This window comes from Fluviibacterium sp. S390 (genome assembly GCF_049800695.1).
In the GTDB taxonomy this organism is placed as follows: Bacteria; Pseudomonadota; Alphaproteobacteria; order Rhodobacterales; family Rhodobacteraceae; genus Meridianimarinicoccus.
In genome coordinates this window covers 61,446-77,149 of record NZ_JBNAFN010000006.1, presented here as the reverse complement: position 1 = coordinate 77,149, position 15,704 = coordinate 61,446, and the positions used below count along the sequence as shown (strand labels likewise).

The window sequence follows — 15,704 nt, the reverse complement described above, 5'->3', positions numbered from 1 at the left end:
GGATGTTCGGCAAAGTCATTTTGCAAAATTTCAGGTGTAGCCCATGCAGCCCGACGATCTGATGGTGTTCCTGATGGTGGCCCGACGCGGCAGCATCACCGCCGCCGCCCAGCATCTGGGCAAGGATGCGGCCACGGTGGGGCGCCGTGTGGCGCGGCTGGAAAACGATCTTGGCGAAACGCTGTTTGCGAAATCTCCCAAGGGATATCACCTGACCGAGGCCGGGCACGGCCTGCTGCCCAAGGCCGAAACGATGGAGGAACTGGTCACCGACATCAAAGGCGGCTTCCGGCAAGTGGGGCGGCACATCGACGGCAAGATCCGCATCGGGGCGCCGGACGGATGCGCCACCTTCCTGTTGCCGCAGGTCTGCGCCCGGCTGACCCGCGACAATCCCGGCCTGGTGATCGAGGTCGTGGCCACGGCGCGGGAAACCGACCTTCTGGGGCGCGAGGTCGATCTGGCGGTCACGCTCAGCCCGCCCACGGCCAAGGCGGTCGAGCATCTGCATCTGGCCGACTACGAGCTTCATCTGGCCATGGCGCGGCGGCTGGCAGGCACGGTCGCCGATCCCCTGCGCGACCTGCCGGTGATCTCGTATATTCCCGAACATCTGATCGACCCGGCGCTGGATATTCCCGACGACCTGATTTCGGGCCAGCGGGTGCTGCGGTCGAACTCGGTGCTGGTGCAATGGCAATGGCTGCGGCAGGGGGCAGGGCTGGGACTGGTGCATGATTTCACCCTGCGGCAGGACCCCGGCCTGATGCGGGTGAAACCCGACTTCACCATCCATCGCAGCTATTACCTGGCCAGCCGTCGCGCCGACAACCGGTTCGACCGGATGCGCCGGTTCCGTTCCATGCTGCTGCGGCAGGTCGCGCAGGAAATCAGCCGTCCGTCCGTGCAACCGGCAGACTGATTTGCGCAGACCTGCGGATAGTGCTTGACACTTTCTTCAAGGGGCGGAGACTCGAGGGTAATATTATTGCTCAAGAGAGAGTGTCGGGAGGCCACCATGCGAGTCCATCAAATCCTCAACTCCAAGTCCGATGACGGCGTGGTAACCATCAAGCCGGGCACCAGCGTCGAATCCGCCGCGCAATTGCTGGCCGAAAAGCGGATCGGTGCAGTGATCGTGTCGGACGATGGCGAAGTGGCGATCGGTATCCTGTCCGAGCGTGATGTGGTGCGCGAACTGGGCAAGCGCGGCGCGTCCTGCATGTCGGACAAGGTGGATGACCTGATGACTGCAGATCCGATCAGCTGCACGATGAACGAAGACAGCTCGGAAGTGTTTCAGAAGATGACCGAGGGCCGGTTCCGTCACCTGCCCGTGATCGAGGACGGCAAGATGGTCGGCCTGATCTCGATCGGCGATGTGGTCAAGGCGCAGCTCAGCACCCTGTCGATGGAGAAAGATGCCCTGCAAGGCATGATCATGGGCTACTGAAACCGGCGGGCCGCACGCCTGCGGCCCAACGTCTCTTGCAATGCGCAACTTATTATTGTTGCGTTGCCGGGCATTCTAACGACCGACGGAACATCATCATGCGCATCGGGCTTTATCCAGGGACATTCGACCCGCTGACCCTGGGACATGCCGACATCATCCGGCGCAGCTGTTCGCTGGTCGATCGGCTGGTCGTCGGGGTCGCCATCAACCGCGACAAGGGCCCGCTGTTCTCGCTCGACGAACGCGTGGCCATGGTGGAAAGCGAAGCGCCAAGGCTGAGCGCCGGCACCGGGTGCGAGATCGTGGCCCATCCGTTCGAAAACCTGCTGATCGACTGTGCCCGCGATGTGGGCGCTTCGGTCATCCTGCGCGGCCTGCGCGCGGTGTCGGATTTCGAGTACGAATTCCAGATGGTGGGGATGAACCGGGCGCTGAGTTCCGAGGTCGAGACGGTCTTCCTGATGGCCGAGGCCCAGCATCAGGCCATCGCCTCGCGGCTGGTCAAGGAAATCGCGCGTCTGGGCGGGGATGTTTCAAAGTTCGTCAGCGCCGATGTGCGCGACCAGTTGGTGGCAAAGTTCCAGGGCTAGGGCAGCCACCGTGAAACGATCGGCAAGGGATGGGGCCCCCGCAACGGGTGGCCCCTTTTTCGTGCATCAGGCGCGCGGCTTGCGCAGGCGGCGGCCGGCCACCCCAAGCGCGCCCAGCCCAAGCGCCAGCATCGGCAAGGCAGCCGGCAGCGGCACAGGTGCCGGCGTGTTGGAGGGCGCCACGGCAATGCTGTCCGTCACGGTCTTGCCGTCGATCTTGAAGTGCAAACCGGTGTAGCCATAGTTTTCATAGTAGGTCAGCACGAAATCCACCGGATTGCTGCCGACGTCATAGGACACATTGGTGTAGCCAAAGCCGCGCGGGCTGCTGCGGCGCGAAATCTCGGTGCCGTTGATGCTCAACGCGAAGCCGTCATCCGAACCGACCGAAAACGTCTTGGTGCCGCTGCCGGGCTGGAAGCGGCCCGAGATGCGGACAACGCTGGTTTGAAGGCTGGTGGGCTTGGTGCCCGTATACGAGGCCGCATCGACGCCCAGGAAGTCCGAAATGCTGCGGCGGTCCGAGATGGAGCCGATCCAGCCATTGGGATAGTCGATCATCGTCGACACGAACTGTCCCGTGGTCGTGGTCGAATTGGCAAATCCGATGGCGTCGTCAACGCTGCGGAAGCCCCGCGTGCTGTCCCAGAACTCGCCCAGATAGCTTGCGGCATGGCTGGCCCCCGACGACAGGACCAAAGTGGCGGCGACGACAATACCCGTGATTTTCATGACTTTGACTCCTAACCGGGAAACTCTACCGAGGCGGTTCTACGCTTCCGGGGCAGGCTGTCTCAAGCAAAGGGTGACCACACGGTTAATGCCGGGGCGAGGGCGGAATCGCGACCAAAAACGAAAACGGCCCCGAAGGGCCGTTGTCAGATACGTCAGGGATCGGCGGAACCGATCAGATCAGCTGACCCAGAACCCGCGCGGTATCGGCCATGCGGTTCGAGAAGCCCCATTCGTTGTCATACCAGCTGAGGATTCGCACCATGTTGCCATCCATCACCTTGGTCTGATCGGTGTGGAAGATCGAAGAATGCGGGTCATGGTTGAAATCCATCGACACGTTCTTGGCGTCGGTATAGCCCAGCACACCCTTCAGCGGGCCATCGGCGGCAGCACGGATGACCGCGTTGATCTCTTCGACGGTGGTGTCGCGGCTGGCTTCGAACACCAGGTCCACGACCGAGACGTTCGGCGTGGGCACGCGGATGGCGACGCCGTCCAGCTTGCCGTTCAACTCGGGCAGCACCAGACCCACGGCCTTGGCGGCGCCGGTCGAGGTCGGGATCATCGACATGGCAGCAGCGCGGGCGCGGTACATGTCCTTGTGCATGGTGTCCAGTGTCGGCTGGTCGCCGGTGTAGCTGTGGATCGTGGTCATGAACCCGCGCGTGATGCCGATGGCGTCATGCAGGGGCTTGGCGACCGGCGACAGGCAGTTGGTGGTGCAGGATGCGTTCGATACCACCAGATCCTCGGCGGTCAGCGTGTCGTGGTTGACCCCATAAACGATGGTCTTGTCAGCGCCCGATGCAGGGGCCGAAACCAGAACGCGCTTGGAGCCGTTTTGCAGATGCATCGCGGCCTTTTCGCGGTCGTTGAAAATGCCGGTGCATTCCAGCGCCACATCGACACCGTCCCAGGGCAATTCCTTGGGATCGCGGATTGCGGTGACCTCGATCGGGCCGCGCCCGATGTCGATGGTGTTGCCATCCACCTTTACCTCGCCGGGGAACCGGCCATGCACGCTGTCAAAGCGCAGCAAGTGGGCATTGGTTTCCACCGGGCCGAGATCGTTGATGGCGACGACTTCCACGTCGGTCCGGCCGCTTTCGGCAATGGCTCGCAGCACATTGCGACCGATACGTCCAAATCCGTTGATGGCCAGTTTGACAGTCATGGGATCCTCCAGACAGGGGCCTGTGTCGCGACCGGAAAATGGCGCGACGTTGATAGCGCTAACTTCTATGCCGGTACCTATGCCATACACGCCATCCTGGTCAACCGCGTTAACGTGTCACGCGGCAGGTGAAGACACGCGAAAAGGGCCGGCACAAGGCCGACCCTACAGGAGTCTCGCAAGGAGAGGGAATTATTTGGTCAGGCGACCCATGGCGGCGGCAACATCGGCCATGCGGACCGAGAAGCCCCATTCATTGTCGTACCAGGCCAGAACCCGTACCGTGCGCCCGCCGACGACCTTGGTCTGGTCGGGCGCGAAGATCGACGACTGCGTGGTGTGGTTGAAGTCGATGGAGACCTTGGGCTCGGGATCATAGCCCAGCACGGCGCCCATATGGCCGGCGGCGGCTTCACGGACCACCTCGTTGACGTCCTCGACGGTGACATCCTTGCCCGCTTCGAAGGTCAGATCCACGGCCGAGACATTGGGCGTCGGCACCCGGATCGCCGAGCCGTCCAGCTTGCCTTCAAGTTCCGGCAGAACCTCTGCCAGGGCCTTGGCGGCACCGGTCGAGGTGGGGATCATCGCCATGGCGGCGGCGCGAGCGCGGTACAGGTCGTTGTGGCGGCGGTCCAGCGTCGGCTGGTCGCCGGTATAGCTGTGGATCGTCGTCATGATGCCGCGTTCGATCCCGATGGCATCGTTCAGCACCTTGGCCAGCGGCGCCAAGCAGTTGGTGGTGCAGGAGCCGTTCGACACCAAGGTGTGCCCGGCGTCCAGATCGCGATGGTTGACTCCGTAAACCACGGTCTTGTGCACATTCTTGGCCGGGGCCGAGATCAGCACCTTCTTGGCGCCGCGCTCAAGGTGCACGTCGGCCTTGTTGCCGTCGTTGAACTTGCCAGTGCATTCCAGCACCACATCGACACCGGACCAATCCAGTTCGGACGGCTCATAGGTCGAGAACACCTCCATCGGGCCGCGGCCCAGATCCATGGTGTTGTCCTTGATCTTCACTTCGCCGGGGAAGCGGCCATGTACCGAGTCATAGCGCAACAGGTGGGCACTGGTTTCGATCGGGCCGGTCGCGTTGAGCTTGACGACCTGAACGTCGTTGCGCGCGCTGGCGGCGATATGGGCCAGGGTGCAGCGTCCGATGCGGCCGAAACCATTGATGCCAATCGTTACAGTCATGAATGAACTCCCACGGTGTGCGACCGGTGTCACAGTCTCTGTCTGGCGTTCCTATACGGGAGATACCGGTAAGATGGGAAGCAAAAACATATTTAAAGTGAACGTGTTAGCGCAAAAGGTGACCTGTTATCGCCAACATGTATGCGTTTGTATACCGTTGTGCGCCGGTTCCTGTTCGGCCAAATTGCCCGACCACGGCAAAAAAGGGGAGCAGCCTTGCGGCGCTCCCCCGAATTTTCATGTTTGATTCGGTGCCGATTACAGCAGCGACTTGACCTTGTCGGCCACGGCTTGCGCGGTGATGCCGAACTTTTCGAACAGGACATCCGCCGGGGCCGAGGCGCCGAAGCCCTCCATGCCGACGAAGCCGGCCTTGTTGGCCTTGCCGCGCTCGCTGGTCAGCCAGCTATCCCAGCCCATCTGAACGCCAGCCTCGACGGCGACGCGCACCGGTCCGGCGGGCAGAACCCGGCGACGATAGCTTTCGTCCTGTTCGGCGAACAACTCCCACGACGGCATGGAAACAACACGGGTGCCGATGCCTTCCGCCTGCAACAGATCGCGTGCGGCCAGCGCCACCGAAACCTCGGAGCCGGTGGCCAGCAGGATCGCCTGGCGCTTGCCCTCGGCCTCGGCCAGCACATAGGCGCCCTGGGCGACCATGTTCTTGGTCTTGAACTCGGTGCGCACGGTGGGCAGCCCCTGACGGGACAGGGCCAGAACCGTCGGCGTGCCGGTGGCGGTGGCCGCGATCTCCCAGGCTTCGGCCGTCTCGGTGGCGTCGGCAGGGCGGATCACGGTCATGTTCGGCGTGGCGCGCAGCATCGCCAGATGCTCCACCGGCTGGTGGGTCGGGCCGTCTTCGCCCAGACCGATCGAGTCGTGGGTCATGACATAGGTGACCGGCACCCCCATCAGAGCCGAAAGGCGCATCGCACCGCGGGCGTAATCGGCAAAGCACATGAAGGTGCCGCCATAGGCACGCAGACCGCCGTGCAGGGCCAGACCGTTCATCGCCGCCGCCATGCCGTGTTCGCGGATGCCATAGTGCAGGTAGTGGCCGTCGCGCGACTCGGGCAGATGCACGCCCATGTCCGACGATTTGGTGTTGTTCGACCCGGTCAGATCCGCCGAGCCGCCCACGTTTTCGGGCATCAGGGGATTGATGACGTTCAGGGTCTTTTCACTGGCACTGCGCGTCGCCATCTTCGGCCGGGTCTCGGCGTAGTCGCGCTTCATTGCCTTGATGGCCGCAGACAGTTTCTTGGGCGCTTCGCCCGCCTGCATGCGTTCGAATTCGCGCTGCTTGGCGCCCGACAGACCGGCCAGACGGGTCGACCATTCGTCGCGTTCCTCAGCGCCGCGGCTGCCGATCTCTTCCCATTGCGCCTTGATGTCGACGGGCACCTCATAGGCGGCCCAGTCGATTCCCCATGCCGCCTTGGCGTCGGCCACGACCTTGGGGTCGGTCAGCGCGCCGTGGCCCTTGGGCGTGTCCTGCGCGGCAGTGCCAAGCGCAATATGCGTCTTGCAGGCCACCAGCGCGGGCTTGCCGGTCTTCTTGGCGGCGGTGATCGCCTCGTCGATGTCCACGGGGTCATGACCGTCGCATTCATGCACGGACCAGCCCGACGCCTTGAAGCGCGCCAGTTGATCGGTGCGGTCGGCGATATCGACGGTGCCGTCGATGGTGATGTTGTTGTCATCCCACAGCACGATCAGCTTCGACAGCTCCTGCCGCCCGGCCAGACCGATGGCTTCCTGGCTGACGCCTTCCATCAGGCAGCCGTCGCCGGCGATGACATAGGTGTGGTGATCCACGACCTTCTTGCCGAACCGGGCGCGCAGGATTTCCTCGGCCAGCGCGAAGCCTACGGCATTGGCGATGCCCTGACCCAGCGGGCCGGTGGTGGTCTCGATCCCCTTGGCATGGCCGTATTCCGGGTGGCCGGCGGTGCGGGCGCCCCACTGGCGGAAGTTCTTGATCTGATCCAGCGAAATGTCTTCGACGCCGGTCAGATGCAGCAGTGCATACAGCAGCATCGAACCGTGGCCCGCGGACAGGATGAACCGGTCACGGTCCGGCCAATCGGGGTCGGCGGCATCGAATTTCAGGTGGTTCTCGAACAGGACCGTGGCCACATCCGCCATGCCGATGGGCATGCCGCTGTGGCCGGAATTGGCACCGGCGACGCCGTCCAGAGCGAGGGCGCGGATGGCGCAGGCTTTCATCCAGTGGTCGGGGTGGCGTTCGCGCAGCGTCTTCAGGGACAAGGGGCAACTCCAGTTGTCTTGGGATGGATTTTGGACTTCAGCTGCGCGGGGCAGCGCGCCCCTGCGTCTTAGCAACTGCCATGGGAAGTTCAAGCGGGGCCAAAAAACTGCTCAGAACCCGAGAAAAAGCCATTCTGACGGTTTAAAACTGTGGGATTCGATGCTGTTGCGACCTATTGTTGACGCCAGCTTCGGGGTTGGTGCGGTCAAAAAAAATGAATATGCGTACCTAAGTTGGGGCAGAAAGGGGAACCATGACGGAGATTTCCGAGCTTGAGCATCGGCTTGCCGATGCCCTTGGGCGCATGAGGATGGCGCATCAGTCCACGCGAAAAGCGTTGAGCGACGCCCTGAACCGGGTGGCCGAACTGGAAGCCGCAGCACAAGCGCAGCCCGCGGCGGCGCCTGCGGGGGACGCTGGCGACATCGCCGCGCTGGAGGCCGAGATCGAGGCAACACGCGCGCAACTGGCCATCCGCGACACCGATCTGGAGGAGGAGCGCGGGCAAGTCTCGACGCTAGTCCAGCAGATCGAAACCGATCGCGCGGCGCTGCAAGCGGCGCAGACCGAACTGACCGCGCTGAAGGCCGCCGACCGGCTTGGCGGAGTTCAGGCCAACGGCCAGGCGGAAGAGACGCAGGAGCGGATCGGCGCGCTGGAAGCAATCGTCGGCCAGCTTCAGAAAGCCAACGCCCAGTTGCGCCAGAACAACGAGTTGCTACGGCAGGCCATGGCCGAGGGCAGTGACGGCGGCGCCTTGTTCGACGACAGCCTGACCGCCGAGATCGAGTCCCTCAAGGCCGCGCGTGCCGCCGACCGGGCCGAAATCGACAGCGTTCTGGCCGCGCTGCAACCGCTGATCGAGGAGACCGCCGATGCCTGAAGTCACCATCAAGATCGGGGGCCGGTCGTTCGACGTGGCCTGTCAGGACGGCGAGCAGGAATTCCTGCATTCCGCCGCCAAATTGCTGGACGATGAAATCAGTGTCATGGCCGATCAGTTGGGCCGGGTGCCCGAGGCGCGGATGCTGCTGATGGCGGGGCTGCTGCTGGCGGACAAGACGCTGTCGGTGCAGGCCAGCACCGAGACCCTGAAAGCCGAAATCGCCGAGTTGAAATCTCAGGTCGCCACCCTGGAATCGCGTCCCGCCGAGCGGGTCGAGGTGCCGGTGATCCCGGCCGCGGTGGGCGACGGTCTGGCCGAGCTGGCCGCCCGCGCCGAAGCCCTGGCCGAAGAGATGGAGCAGGGCGCGTCCTGAGGCGCGCCCCGTCCGCCGAAATCAGGCGTTGGCTTCGCGGATCTTCTCGGCGGCGTCCTTGTCGAAGGTCACGCCGTTGGTTTCCAGCAGCGTGTCCAACTCGCCTGACAGGGTCATCTCGGTGATGATGTCGCAACCGCCGACGAACTCGCCCTTGACGTAAAGCTGCGGCACGGTCGGCCAGTCGGAATAATCCTTGATGCCCTGGCGGATCTCGTCGTTCTCCAGCACGTTCACGTCCTGGTAGTCGATGCCCATATAGTTCAGCACCCCGGCGACACGGCTGGAAAAGCCGCACTGCGGCATCGCCTTGGTGCCTTTCATGTACAGAACCACGTCGTTTTCGGTCACGGTCTGCTTGATCTGTTCTTGAACGCTCATCTGAGAGCTCCTTGTCTGTGTCGTCGGATCATCGGGTCTGACGGGCAGGTAATGTCTGTATCGGCGATACACAATATCAGGGACATCTGTCCCCGAAGCAGTGCCTGGCCGGGTTGGGGTCAGTCCGGGGCTTTGGTGGTCAGCGCCAGCGCGTGCAATTCGCCGTTCTTGCCGTCCATCTTGCCTTTCAGCGCCGCATAGACCGCCCGCTGCTGCTGCACGCGGTTCTGGCCCCGGAAGCTTTCGTCGATGACCTCGGCGGCATAGTGATTGCCGTCGCCAGCCAGATCTGTGATCGTGATCTTGGCATCGGGAAATGTTTCGCGGATCAGGTTTTCGATTTCCTGGGCTTGGATGGGCATGATCGGTCGTCCTTGGTTTCCCCCGATTTGTAGGGCGCAGCCACAGGGGCTGCAAGCGGCAACGGGCGCGCAGGTCGGGCTTTCCCCTAGGGAAATGCACTGTCTGCCGTGCTATATTGATCCGGCGTAAACCAAAAGGAGGCAAGAGATGACACATCTCGTTCGCACCTGTTTGGTGGCCAGTATCCTTGTTGTCTTCACTGCAACTGCCGGCGTGGCATCGCGGGCCCATTGGGGCACCGCAACCGTGGTCCAGGTTGCCCACGGAATCGTCAATCCGCTGGTGATCTATGGCTTCAATCCACAGCCCGAACCACCAATCCTGTTTCCCGCGTCCACCACGCTGACCCCTTTTTCGGTCGACAAGACCATTCGGGGCGTTTCTGGGGCGCAGTTCTTCCAGGTTCTGCTGGGCGGCAGTCTGGGCGGCAAGCCGCTGGATCCTGTGGCGGGAAGCCCCGGCGCGCGGTTCCCGCAGGCGGATTTCCTGGTGGACACGGGAACCGAAACCCTGACGCTGCGGCTGATGCTTCAGTCGTCTTCAGGGGGCATCGGCGCTAACCCGCTGTTCTTCAATCCGCAGCCCGAACCGCCGCCCGGTGCGGGTCTGTTCGGCACCCTTGGCATGGACTTCCAGTTCACCTCGCTGTCGGATGCGACTGTGTCGTTGCAGGTTCTGGACAGTACCGGACGCGCCCTGGGGCTGACCCGTGTGGCCGCCCCCGTGCCGCTGCCTGCCCCGCTGGCCTTGCTGGGGGCAGGGATCGGCGCGCTGATGGTGTTGCGTCGGCGGCGGCGCTGAGGCCGCCCGCGCCTAGTTCGCGAAGGTGGCCGGGAAGGTCTCTTCGTTCAGCTTCACCAGGTCTTCCAGCGGCGCGCTGGAGCCTGCCAGCGTGACCGTATCGCCGCCGAAACGTCCGATGGTGGCCAGCGGGATCTTGTGCTGGCTGGCCTCTATCATCAGTGTTTCGGCCGCATCGAACGAGCATGACACAATATAGCGTGCCTGATCCTCGCCGAACAGCGTGGCCATATCGCCTTCGTCCACGGTCAGGCCCAGCCCGGCGGCCGCGGCCATTTCGAACAATGCCAACGCCAGCCCGCCATCGGCCACGTCATTGGCTGCCGTGATCAGCCCGCGATTGTTGCGCAGGAAGATGCCGTGGCGCTTTTCAAGGTTCAGGTTCACATGTGGGGCGTCGCCGTCCTCGCGCTTGAATACTTCGGCCAGCAGCGCCGATTGCCCCAGATGGCCATGGGTTTCGCCGATCACCAGGATCAGGTCGCCGTCGTCGGGCGTCATGGGAATGAGGTTGTGCGCGAATTGCACCAGACCCACGGCACCGATTGTCGGGGTCGGCAGGATCGGCTCGCCGTCGGTCTCGTTGTAAAGTGACACGTTGCCCGACACGATCGGCATGTCCAGTTCGGCGCAGGCCTCGCCGATGCCCTGGATGGCGCCGACGAATTGGCCCATGATCTCGGGCTTCTCGGGATTGCCGAAGTTCAGGTTGTCGGTGCTGGCCAGCGGCTTGGCCCCGGCGGCCGACAGGTTGCGATAGGCCTCGGCCACCGCCTGTTTGCCGCCTTCGACCGGGTTGGCGCGCACATAGCGCGGCGTCACATCCGAGGTGAAGACCAGCGCCTTCTGGGTGCCATGCACGCGCACCGCGCCGGCACCCCGGCCCGGAACCCGGACCGTGTCGCCCATCACCATGTGATCGTATTGTTCCCACACCCAGCGTTTCGAGGCGTAGTTGGGGCTGGACAGCAGCGCCTTCAGCCCGTCGATGGGATCAATCTCGGGCACCGGCTCCATCTCGGGGGCAGGGGGCGTGGCCACCCACGGGCGATCGTATTCCGGGGCTTCGCCGGACAGCGCCTTCAGCGGCAGATCGGCCTTCACCTCGCCGCCCAGTTCCACAAGGAACCGATCCTCGGCGATGGTTTCGCCAACGATGGCGAAATCCAGATCCCATTTGTCGAAGATCGCCTTGGCGACCTCTTCCTTCTCGGGGTTCAGCACCATGAGCATCCGCTCCTGGCTTTCCGAGAGCATCATCTCATAGGCGGTCATCGCGTTCTCGCGCACCGGCACGTCGTCTAGCCGCAAGCGGATGCCCAGGTTGCCCTTGTCGCCCATCTCCACCGCCGAGCAGGTCAGCCCAGCAGCCCCCATGTCCTGGATCGAGATCACAGCACCCGTGGTCATCAACTCAAGGCAGGCTTCCATCAGGCGCTTTTCGGTGAACGGGTCGCCCACCTGAACCGTGGGGCGCTTTTCGTCGATGGTGTCGTCGAATTCGGCACTGGCCATGGTGGCCCCGCCGACGCCGTCACGGCCGGTCTTGGCGCCCAGATAGACGACCGGCATGCCGACGCCTGAAGCGGCCGAGTAGAAAATCTTGTCGGCATCCGCCAGTCCCGCCGCAAAGGCGTTCACCAGGCAGTTGCCGTTATAGGCCGGATGAAAGCGCACTTCGCCGCCCACGGTGGGCACGCCGAAGCAGTTGCCATAGCCGCCGACCCCTTCAACGACGCCATGCACAAGGCTGCGGGTCTTGGGGTGGTCCGGTTCGCCGAAGCTGAGCGCATTCATCGCCGCGATGGGACGCGCACCCATGGTGAATACATCGCGCAGGATGCCGCCCACGCCGGTGGCCGCGCCCTGGTAGGGTTCGATGTAGGACGGGTGGTTGTGGCTTTCCATCTTGAAGACCACGGCCTGACCGTCGCCAATATCGACCACGCCGGCGTTCTCGCCCGGTCCGCAGATCACCTGGTCGCCGGTGGTCGGCAGGGTCCGCAGCCACTTCTTCGACGACTTGTACGAGCAGTGCTCGTTCCACATGGCCGAGAAGATGCCAAGCTCGGTGAAGGTCGGTTCGCGGTTCAGCAGGCCAAGGATGCGGTCGTACTCTTCGGCATTCAGACCGTGGGCTGCGATCAGGTCGGGCGTGATGGCGGGTTCTTGCATGGTACTCCCCTTACGTGGGCGCGGTAATACGGGAGCCGGGCGGTCAGGGAAAGACCACATCGCCTGCGGCGGCGGGATATCTTCAAGATCGGCTGGATGTCCCTGTGTGCAGAGGCCTGCAAATTGCGTGCGGCAGTGCAGAAAAAAAAGTGGCCGAGACAAGCTCGGCCAAGTCCAACAGGGAGGTAGAAGAAGACGAAACGCCTAACTTCTATGCTTCAGTTAGACAGCCCCCCCGTTTCGATCAAGAAGAATAATGCCGCAGGGGCAACATAACCGGTATGCAGTATTTACATATCTCCTGCGCGCGAGTTATGCAGTCTGTCCAGTTATTGTGCTTTCTGACGGCTTTCGGCCAGTTGCTCGACGACGAAATCCCGGAACGCAGATATGCGTTTGGATTGCCGCAACTCCTCGGGGTAGGCAAGGAAGACCGGAACCGTGCCCGCGTCGATCTCTGGTAGGACATTGACCAGACGGGAAAAATCCTCGGTGACATAATTGGGCAGAATGCCGATGCCCAGGTTGTTGATGACCGCCTGCAGCACGCCAAAATAGTTGTTCACTGTCAACAGCGACCGAACTTCCTCGGCGATGATCGTTTGGGCGATGCGGGCACCAGCGGCGACCTGAACCGAATTTGGATTCTGGCAGATCAGGCGGTGCTGTCGCATATCTGCAACGGTTTCCGGCGTGCCGTTTTCCTCCAGATATTCCGGCGACGCGTACAGCCGCATGTGAACATTCATCAACCGCTTGCGGATCAGGTCGGCCTGGCTGGGCTCTTTCATGCGGATCGCGACATCGGCCTCGCGCATCGGCAGATCCAGCACGCGCTCTTCCAGCATCAAGTCGATCTTCAGTTCGGGATACTTTTCATAGAGCTTCGACAGACGCGGTGCCAGCCACAGAGAGCCGAATCCCGTGGTGGTGGTCACGCGCAATTCGCCGAAGACCTCTTCCTCGCTGTCGCGGATGCGGGCGGCGGCGGCATCCAGGCGCTTGGCCATCGACCGGGTGGCGTCGAACAGCAACTCGCCCTGTTCGGTCAGGATCAGGCCACGGGCATGGCGGTGGAACAGGGTGGTGTTCAGGCTGGTTTCCAGGCTGCGGATCTGGCGGCTGACGGCGGATTGCGACAGATGCAGGGCGTCGCCCGCATGGGTCAGGCTGCCGGCATCGGCAACCGCGTGGAAAATTCGCAACTTGTCCCAATCCATCGGGCGTCTCCATTCTGCAGCGCGGTTCGACAGTTCGGCGTGCACAGATAAAAATAGTACCCGTCCGGTCCGGGGGGATGGTGCGGGCTCGCTTCGCAAGAAACTGTGGCGTCGCCGCTACAGTCGGACCGGCCCGAAGGCAATGAACCTTCGTGCTGATAAGCCATTCCTGACGCAAAGGTAACCCTGCGGCCCGAATTTCAGGCGGAACTTGTCCAACATGGTTGCCGGTCCTTCGGGCGCATCATCGGGGGCAATCCGCCTCTGTGATGCTGCATAGTCTTGTATCTGGCTTCATGGAGGTGATATTTCACACCACCGGCACGTAGACCGGGGGAGACACATCGTGCGCCAGGTTCACGATACAAAAAACAAGCGGGACGTCACGCGCGAAATCAGCTACGCCCATGCCGGAGCCACGCGCGGTGGACGGGCGATGATCCGGGTGATGGAAAACGCCACCGGGCGTTTGCGCCTGATCCGCAAGGCGCAAGGCTATGAGGAGGAGGTGGCCAGCGGCCGCGACTTCTGGGATGTCATTACCGACCGCTACGGGTTGAGCCTGAAAGTCATCGATGGCGCGTTGGAGAATATCCCGCGCGATGGGCCACTGGTGCTGATCGCCAACCATCCCTTCGGCATCCTCGACGGGCTGATGATGGGGCGAATCCTGTCTGTGACCCGTGGCGATTTTCGCATTCTGGCCCACCAGGTGTTTCGCAAGGCCGAGGATCTGAACCGGGTGATCCTGCCGATCTCTTTCGATGAGACGCGCGAAGCTGTCGCCATGAACCTGCAATCGCGCAAGGATGCGCTGGAGTTGCTGAAGAATGACGGGGCGATTGGCATCTTCCCCGGCGGCACGGTCTCGACTTCGGCCAAACCGTTTTCAGCCCCGATGGACCCCACCTGGCGGTCCTTTACCGCGCGAATGATCCTGCGGTCCGATGCGCATGTGGTGCCGATGTTCTTCACAGGCCACAACTCGCGCGTTTTCCAGGTGGCCAGCCATCTGCACTACAACCTGCGGGTCGGGCTTCTGATCAAGGAGTTCAAGTCGCGGGTCAACAAGCCGGTCGAAGTCGTGATCGGCAAACCGATCCCGAAAGACCAGCTGGCGGCGCACGCAAAGGACGCAGCCGGGATGATGGACTTCCTTCGGCAGGCCACGTATCAGCTGTCTCCAGTGCCTGTCCGCGACATGGGCTATGGCTTTGAAACTGAAGACAGGTACAAGCGCTAGATGGCCGTCGGGGTTTTCGATTCTGGATTGGGCGGCCTGACCGTCCTTGACGCGGTCACGCGACGATTGCCGGGGGTTCCCTTCGTCTATTTTGGTGACAACGCCCATGCGCCCTATGGCGTGCGCGATGCCGACGATGTCTATGATCTGACGACCAAGGCCGTGGAACGGTTGTGGGAGGCCGGCTGCGACCTGGTGATCCTGGCCTGCAACACGGCGTCGGCGGCGGCGCTGCGGCGGATGCAGGATAGCTGGATCCCGCCCGAGAAACGGGTGCTTGGGGTGTTCGTGCCGCTGATCGAGGCTTTGACCGAACGGCAATGGGGCGACAACTCTCCGCCGCGCGAGGTTGCGGTCAAGCATGTGGCCCTGTTCGCCACGCCGGCGACGGTCTCCAGCCGCGCGTTCCAGCGGGAACTGGCGTTTCGCGCCATCGGCGTCGATGTCGAAGCACAGCCCTGCGGCGGTCTGGTCGATGCGATCGAGGATGGCGACGAGATTCTGGCCGAGGCGCTGGTGCGCAGCCACGTGGACGCACTGAAGCGCCGGATGCCGCACCCCGAGGCCGCGATTCTGGGCTGCACCCACTACCCGCTGATGGAAACCACCTTCCAGGCCGCCCTTGGCCCCGATGTGACGGTCTATTCGCAAGCCAATCTGGTGGCCGAAAGCCTGTCGGACTATCTGGACCGCCATCCCGACATGTTGGGGCCGGGCACCGAGCAGGCCTTCCTGACCACCGGAGACCCGCAGGCCGTGTCCTATCGCGCCACCCAGTTCTTGCGACGAAAGATCACTTTCCGCGCCGCCTGATTGCACCCGGTCTTTGGGGGCT

16 protein-coding genes are annotated in these 15,704 nt (G+C 62.9%); 8 read left to right on the top strand and 8 right to left on the bottom strand.

Annotated features, from left to right (window positions below; all coding sequences use genetic code 11):
• Positions 1–43: 43 nt before the first annotated feature.
• From ACP15K_RS06770 to coaD, 3 genes are all read left to right on the top strand, one after another.
• Positions 44–922, top strand: a complete 879-nt coding sequence (locus ACP15K_RS06770) for a LysR family transcriptional regulator (RefSeq protein WP_193141106.1) — start codon at positions 44–46, stop codon at positions 920–922.
• A gap of 96 nt (positions 923–1,018) precedes the next feature.
• Entirely contained in the window at positions 1,019–1,453 is a 435-nt protein-coding gene (locus ACP15K_RS06765; protein WP_424990122.1) for a CBS domain-containing protein, read from the top strand.
• Between the two features lie 98 nt (positions 1,454–1,551).
• On the top strand, positions 1,552–2,046 hold the full coding sequence (gene coaD / locus ACP15K_RS06760) for a pantetheine-phosphate adenylyltransferase (RefSeq protein ID WP_193141104.1): 495 nt from the start codon (positions 1,552–1,554) through the stop codon (positions 2,044–2,046).
• Positions 2,047–2,112: 66 nt separating this feature from the next.
• Here coaD and ACP15K_RS06755 read toward each other — a convergent pair whose 3' ends face one another.
• From ACP15K_RS06755 to tkt, 4 genes are all read right to left on the bottom strand, one after another.
• Positions 2,113–2,778 carry a PEP-CTERM sorting domain-containing protein gene (locus ACP15K_RS06755; protein WP_424990121.1) on the bottom strand — a complete coding sequence of 222 codons (666 nt, stop codon included), beginning with the start codon at positions 2,776–2,778 and terminating at the stop codon, positions 2,113–2,115.
• Between the two features lie 175 nt (positions 2,779–2,953).
• Positions 2,954–3,955 carry a type I glyceraldehyde-3-phosphate dehydrogenase gene (gap, locus tag ACP15K_RS06750; RefSeq protein ID WP_424990120.1) on the bottom strand — a complete coding sequence of 334 codons (1,002 nt, stop codon included), beginning with the start codon at positions 3,953–3,955 and terminating at the stop codon, positions 2,954–2,956.
• Positions 3,956–4,147: 192 nt separating this feature from the next.
• A complete protein-coding gene (gap, locus tag ACP15K_RS06745) occupies positions 4,148–5,152 on the bottom strand; it encodes a type I glyceraldehyde-3-phosphate dehydrogenase (RefSeq protein WP_193141101.1) in 1,005 nt (334 codons plus the stop codon).
• Positions 5,153–5,410: 258 nt separating this feature from the next.
• On the bottom strand, positions 5,411–7,384 hold the full coding sequence (gene tkt / locus ACP15K_RS06740; RefSeq protein ID WP_424990158.1) for a transketolase: 1,974 nt from the start codon (positions 7,382–7,384) through the stop codon (positions 5,411–5,413).
• Positions 7,385–7,680: 296 nt separating this feature from the next.
• Between tkt and ACP15K_RS06735 the strand changes: the two genes are divergently transcribed.
• Positions 7,681–8,310, top strand: coding sequence for a hypothetical protein (locus ACP15K_RS06735; RefSeq protein ID WP_193141099.1), 630 nt, complete (start codon positions 7,681–7,683; stop codon positions 8,308–8,310).
• Positions 8,303–8,686, top strand: a complete 384-nt coding sequence (locus ACP15K_RS06730; protein ID WP_193141098.1) for a cell division protein ZapA — start codon at positions 8,303–8,305, stop codon at positions 8,684–8,686. Before ACP15K_RS06735 ends, ACP15K_RS06730 begins: the two co-directional genes overlap by 8 nt.
• A 21-nt stretch (positions 8,687–8,707) precedes the next feature.
• Here ACP15K_RS06730 and grxD read toward each other — a convergent pair whose 3' ends face one another.
• Positions 8,708–9,067, bottom strand: a complete 360-nt coding sequence (gene grxD, locus ACP15K_RS06725; RefSeq protein WP_193141097.1) for a Grx4 family monothiol glutaredoxin — start codon at positions 9,065–9,067, stop codon at positions 8,708–8,710.
• 119 nt (positions 9,068–9,186) lie between these two features.
• Entirely contained in the window at positions 9,187–9,429 is a 243-nt protein-coding gene (locus ACP15K_RS06720) for a BolA/IbaG family iron-sulfur metabolism protein (RefSeq protein WP_193141096.1), read from the bottom strand.
• Between the two features lie 148 nt (positions 9,430–9,577).
• On the opposite strand from ACP15K_RS06720, the gene ACP15K_RS06715 reads away from it, so the two are divergent.
• A complete protein-coding gene (locus tag ACP15K_RS06715; RefSeq protein ID WP_193141095.1) occupies positions 9,578–10,231 on the top strand; it encodes a VPLPA-CTERM sorting domain-containing protein in 654 nt (217 codons plus the stop codon).
• A 12-nt stretch (positions 10,232–10,243) separates the two neighbouring features.
• Here the strand turns inward: ACP15K_RS06715 and purL are convergent, their stop codons facing one another.
• Together purL and ACP15K_RS06705 are read right to left on the bottom strand one after the other, a co-directional pair.
• A complete protein-coding gene (purL, locus tag ACP15K_RS06710) occupies positions 10,244–12,406 on the bottom strand; it encodes a phosphoribosylformylglycinamidine synthase subunit PurL (protein ID WP_424990119.1) in 2,163 nt (720 codons plus the stop codon).
• A 329-nt stretch (positions 12,407–12,735) separates the two neighbouring features.
• On the bottom strand, positions 12,736–13,626 hold the full coding sequence (locus tag ACP15K_RS06705; RefSeq protein ID WP_193141093.1) for a LysR family transcriptional regulator: 891 nt from the start codon (positions 13,624–13,626) through the stop codon (positions 12,736–12,738).
• A 346-nt stretch (positions 13,627–13,972) separates the two neighbouring features.
• On the opposite strand from ACP15K_RS06705, the gene ACP15K_RS06700 reads away from it, so the two are divergent.
• Together ACP15K_RS06700 and ACP15K_RS06695 are read left to right on the top strand one after the other, a co-directional pair.
• On the top strand, positions 13,973–14,869 hold the full coding sequence (locus ACP15K_RS06700; RefSeq protein WP_319022446.1) for a lysophospholipid acyltransferase family protein: 897 nt from the start codon (positions 13,973–13,975) through the stop codon (positions 14,867–14,869).
• Positions 14,870–15,682, top strand: a complete 813-nt coding sequence (locus ACP15K_RS06695) for a glutamate racemase (RefSeq protein ID WP_193141092.1) — start codon at positions 14,870–14,872, stop codon at positions 15,680–15,682.
• Positions 15,683–15,704: the final 22 nt, after the last annotated feature.

Coding starts and splice junctions, on each gene's coding strand:
- tkt (WP_424990158.1), bottom strand. CDS start 7,384: ATGAAAGCCTGCGCCATCCGCGCCCTCGCTCTGGACGGCGTCGCCGGT.
- ACP15K_RS06720 (WP_193141096.1), bottom strand. CDS start 9,429: ATGCCCATCCAAGCCCAGGAAATCGAAAACCTGATCCGCGAAACATTT.
- grxD (WP_193141097.1), bottom strand. CDS start 9,067: ATGAGCGTTCAAGAACAGATCAAGCAGACCGTGACCGAAAACGACGTG.
- coaD (WP_193141104.1), top strand. CDS start 1,552: ATGCGCATCGGGCTTTATCCAGGGACATTCGACCCGCTGACCCTGGGA.
- purL (WP_424990119.1), bottom strand. CDS start 12,406: ATGCAAGAACCCGCCATCACGCCCGACCTGATCGCAGCCCACGGTCTG.
- gap (WP_193141101.1), bottom strand. CDS start 5,152: ATGACTGTAACGATTGGCATCAATGGTTTCGGCCGCATCGGACGCTGC.
- ACP15K_RS06715 (WP_193141095.1), top strand. CDS start 9,578: ATGACACATCTCGTTCGCACCTGTTTGGTGGCCAGTATCCTTGTTGTC.
- gap (WP_424990120.1), bottom strand. CDS start 3,955: ATGACTGTCAAACTGGCCATCAACGGATTTGGACGTATCGGTCGCAAT.
- ACP15K_RS06730 (WP_193141098.1), top strand. CDS start 8,303: ATGCCTGAAGTCACCATCAAGATCGGGGGCCGGTCGTTCGACGTGGCC.
- ACP15K_RS06735 (WP_193141099.1), top strand. CDS start 7,681: ATGACGGAGATTTCCGAGCTTGAGCATCGGCTTGCCGATGCCCTTGGG.
- ACP15K_RS06695 (WP_193141092.1), top strand. CDS start 14,870: ATGGCCGTCGGGGTTTTCGATTCTGGATTGGGCGGCCTGACCGTCCTT.
- ACP15K_RS06705 (WP_193141093.1), bottom strand. CDS start 13,626: ATGGATTGGGACAAGTTGCGAATTTTCCACGCGGTTGCCGATGCCGGC.
- ACP15K_RS06770 (WP_193141106.1), top strand. CDS start 44: ATGCAGCCCGACGATCTGATGGTGTTCCTGATGGTGGCCCGACGCGGC.
- ACP15K_RS06765 (WP_424990122.1), top strand. CDS start 1,019: ATGCGAGTCCATCAAATCCTCAACTCCAAGTCCGATGACGGCGTGGTA.
- ACP15K_RS06755 (WP_424990121.1), bottom strand. CDS start 2,778: ATGAAAATCACGGGTATTGTCGTCGCCGCCACTTTGGTCCTGTCGTCG.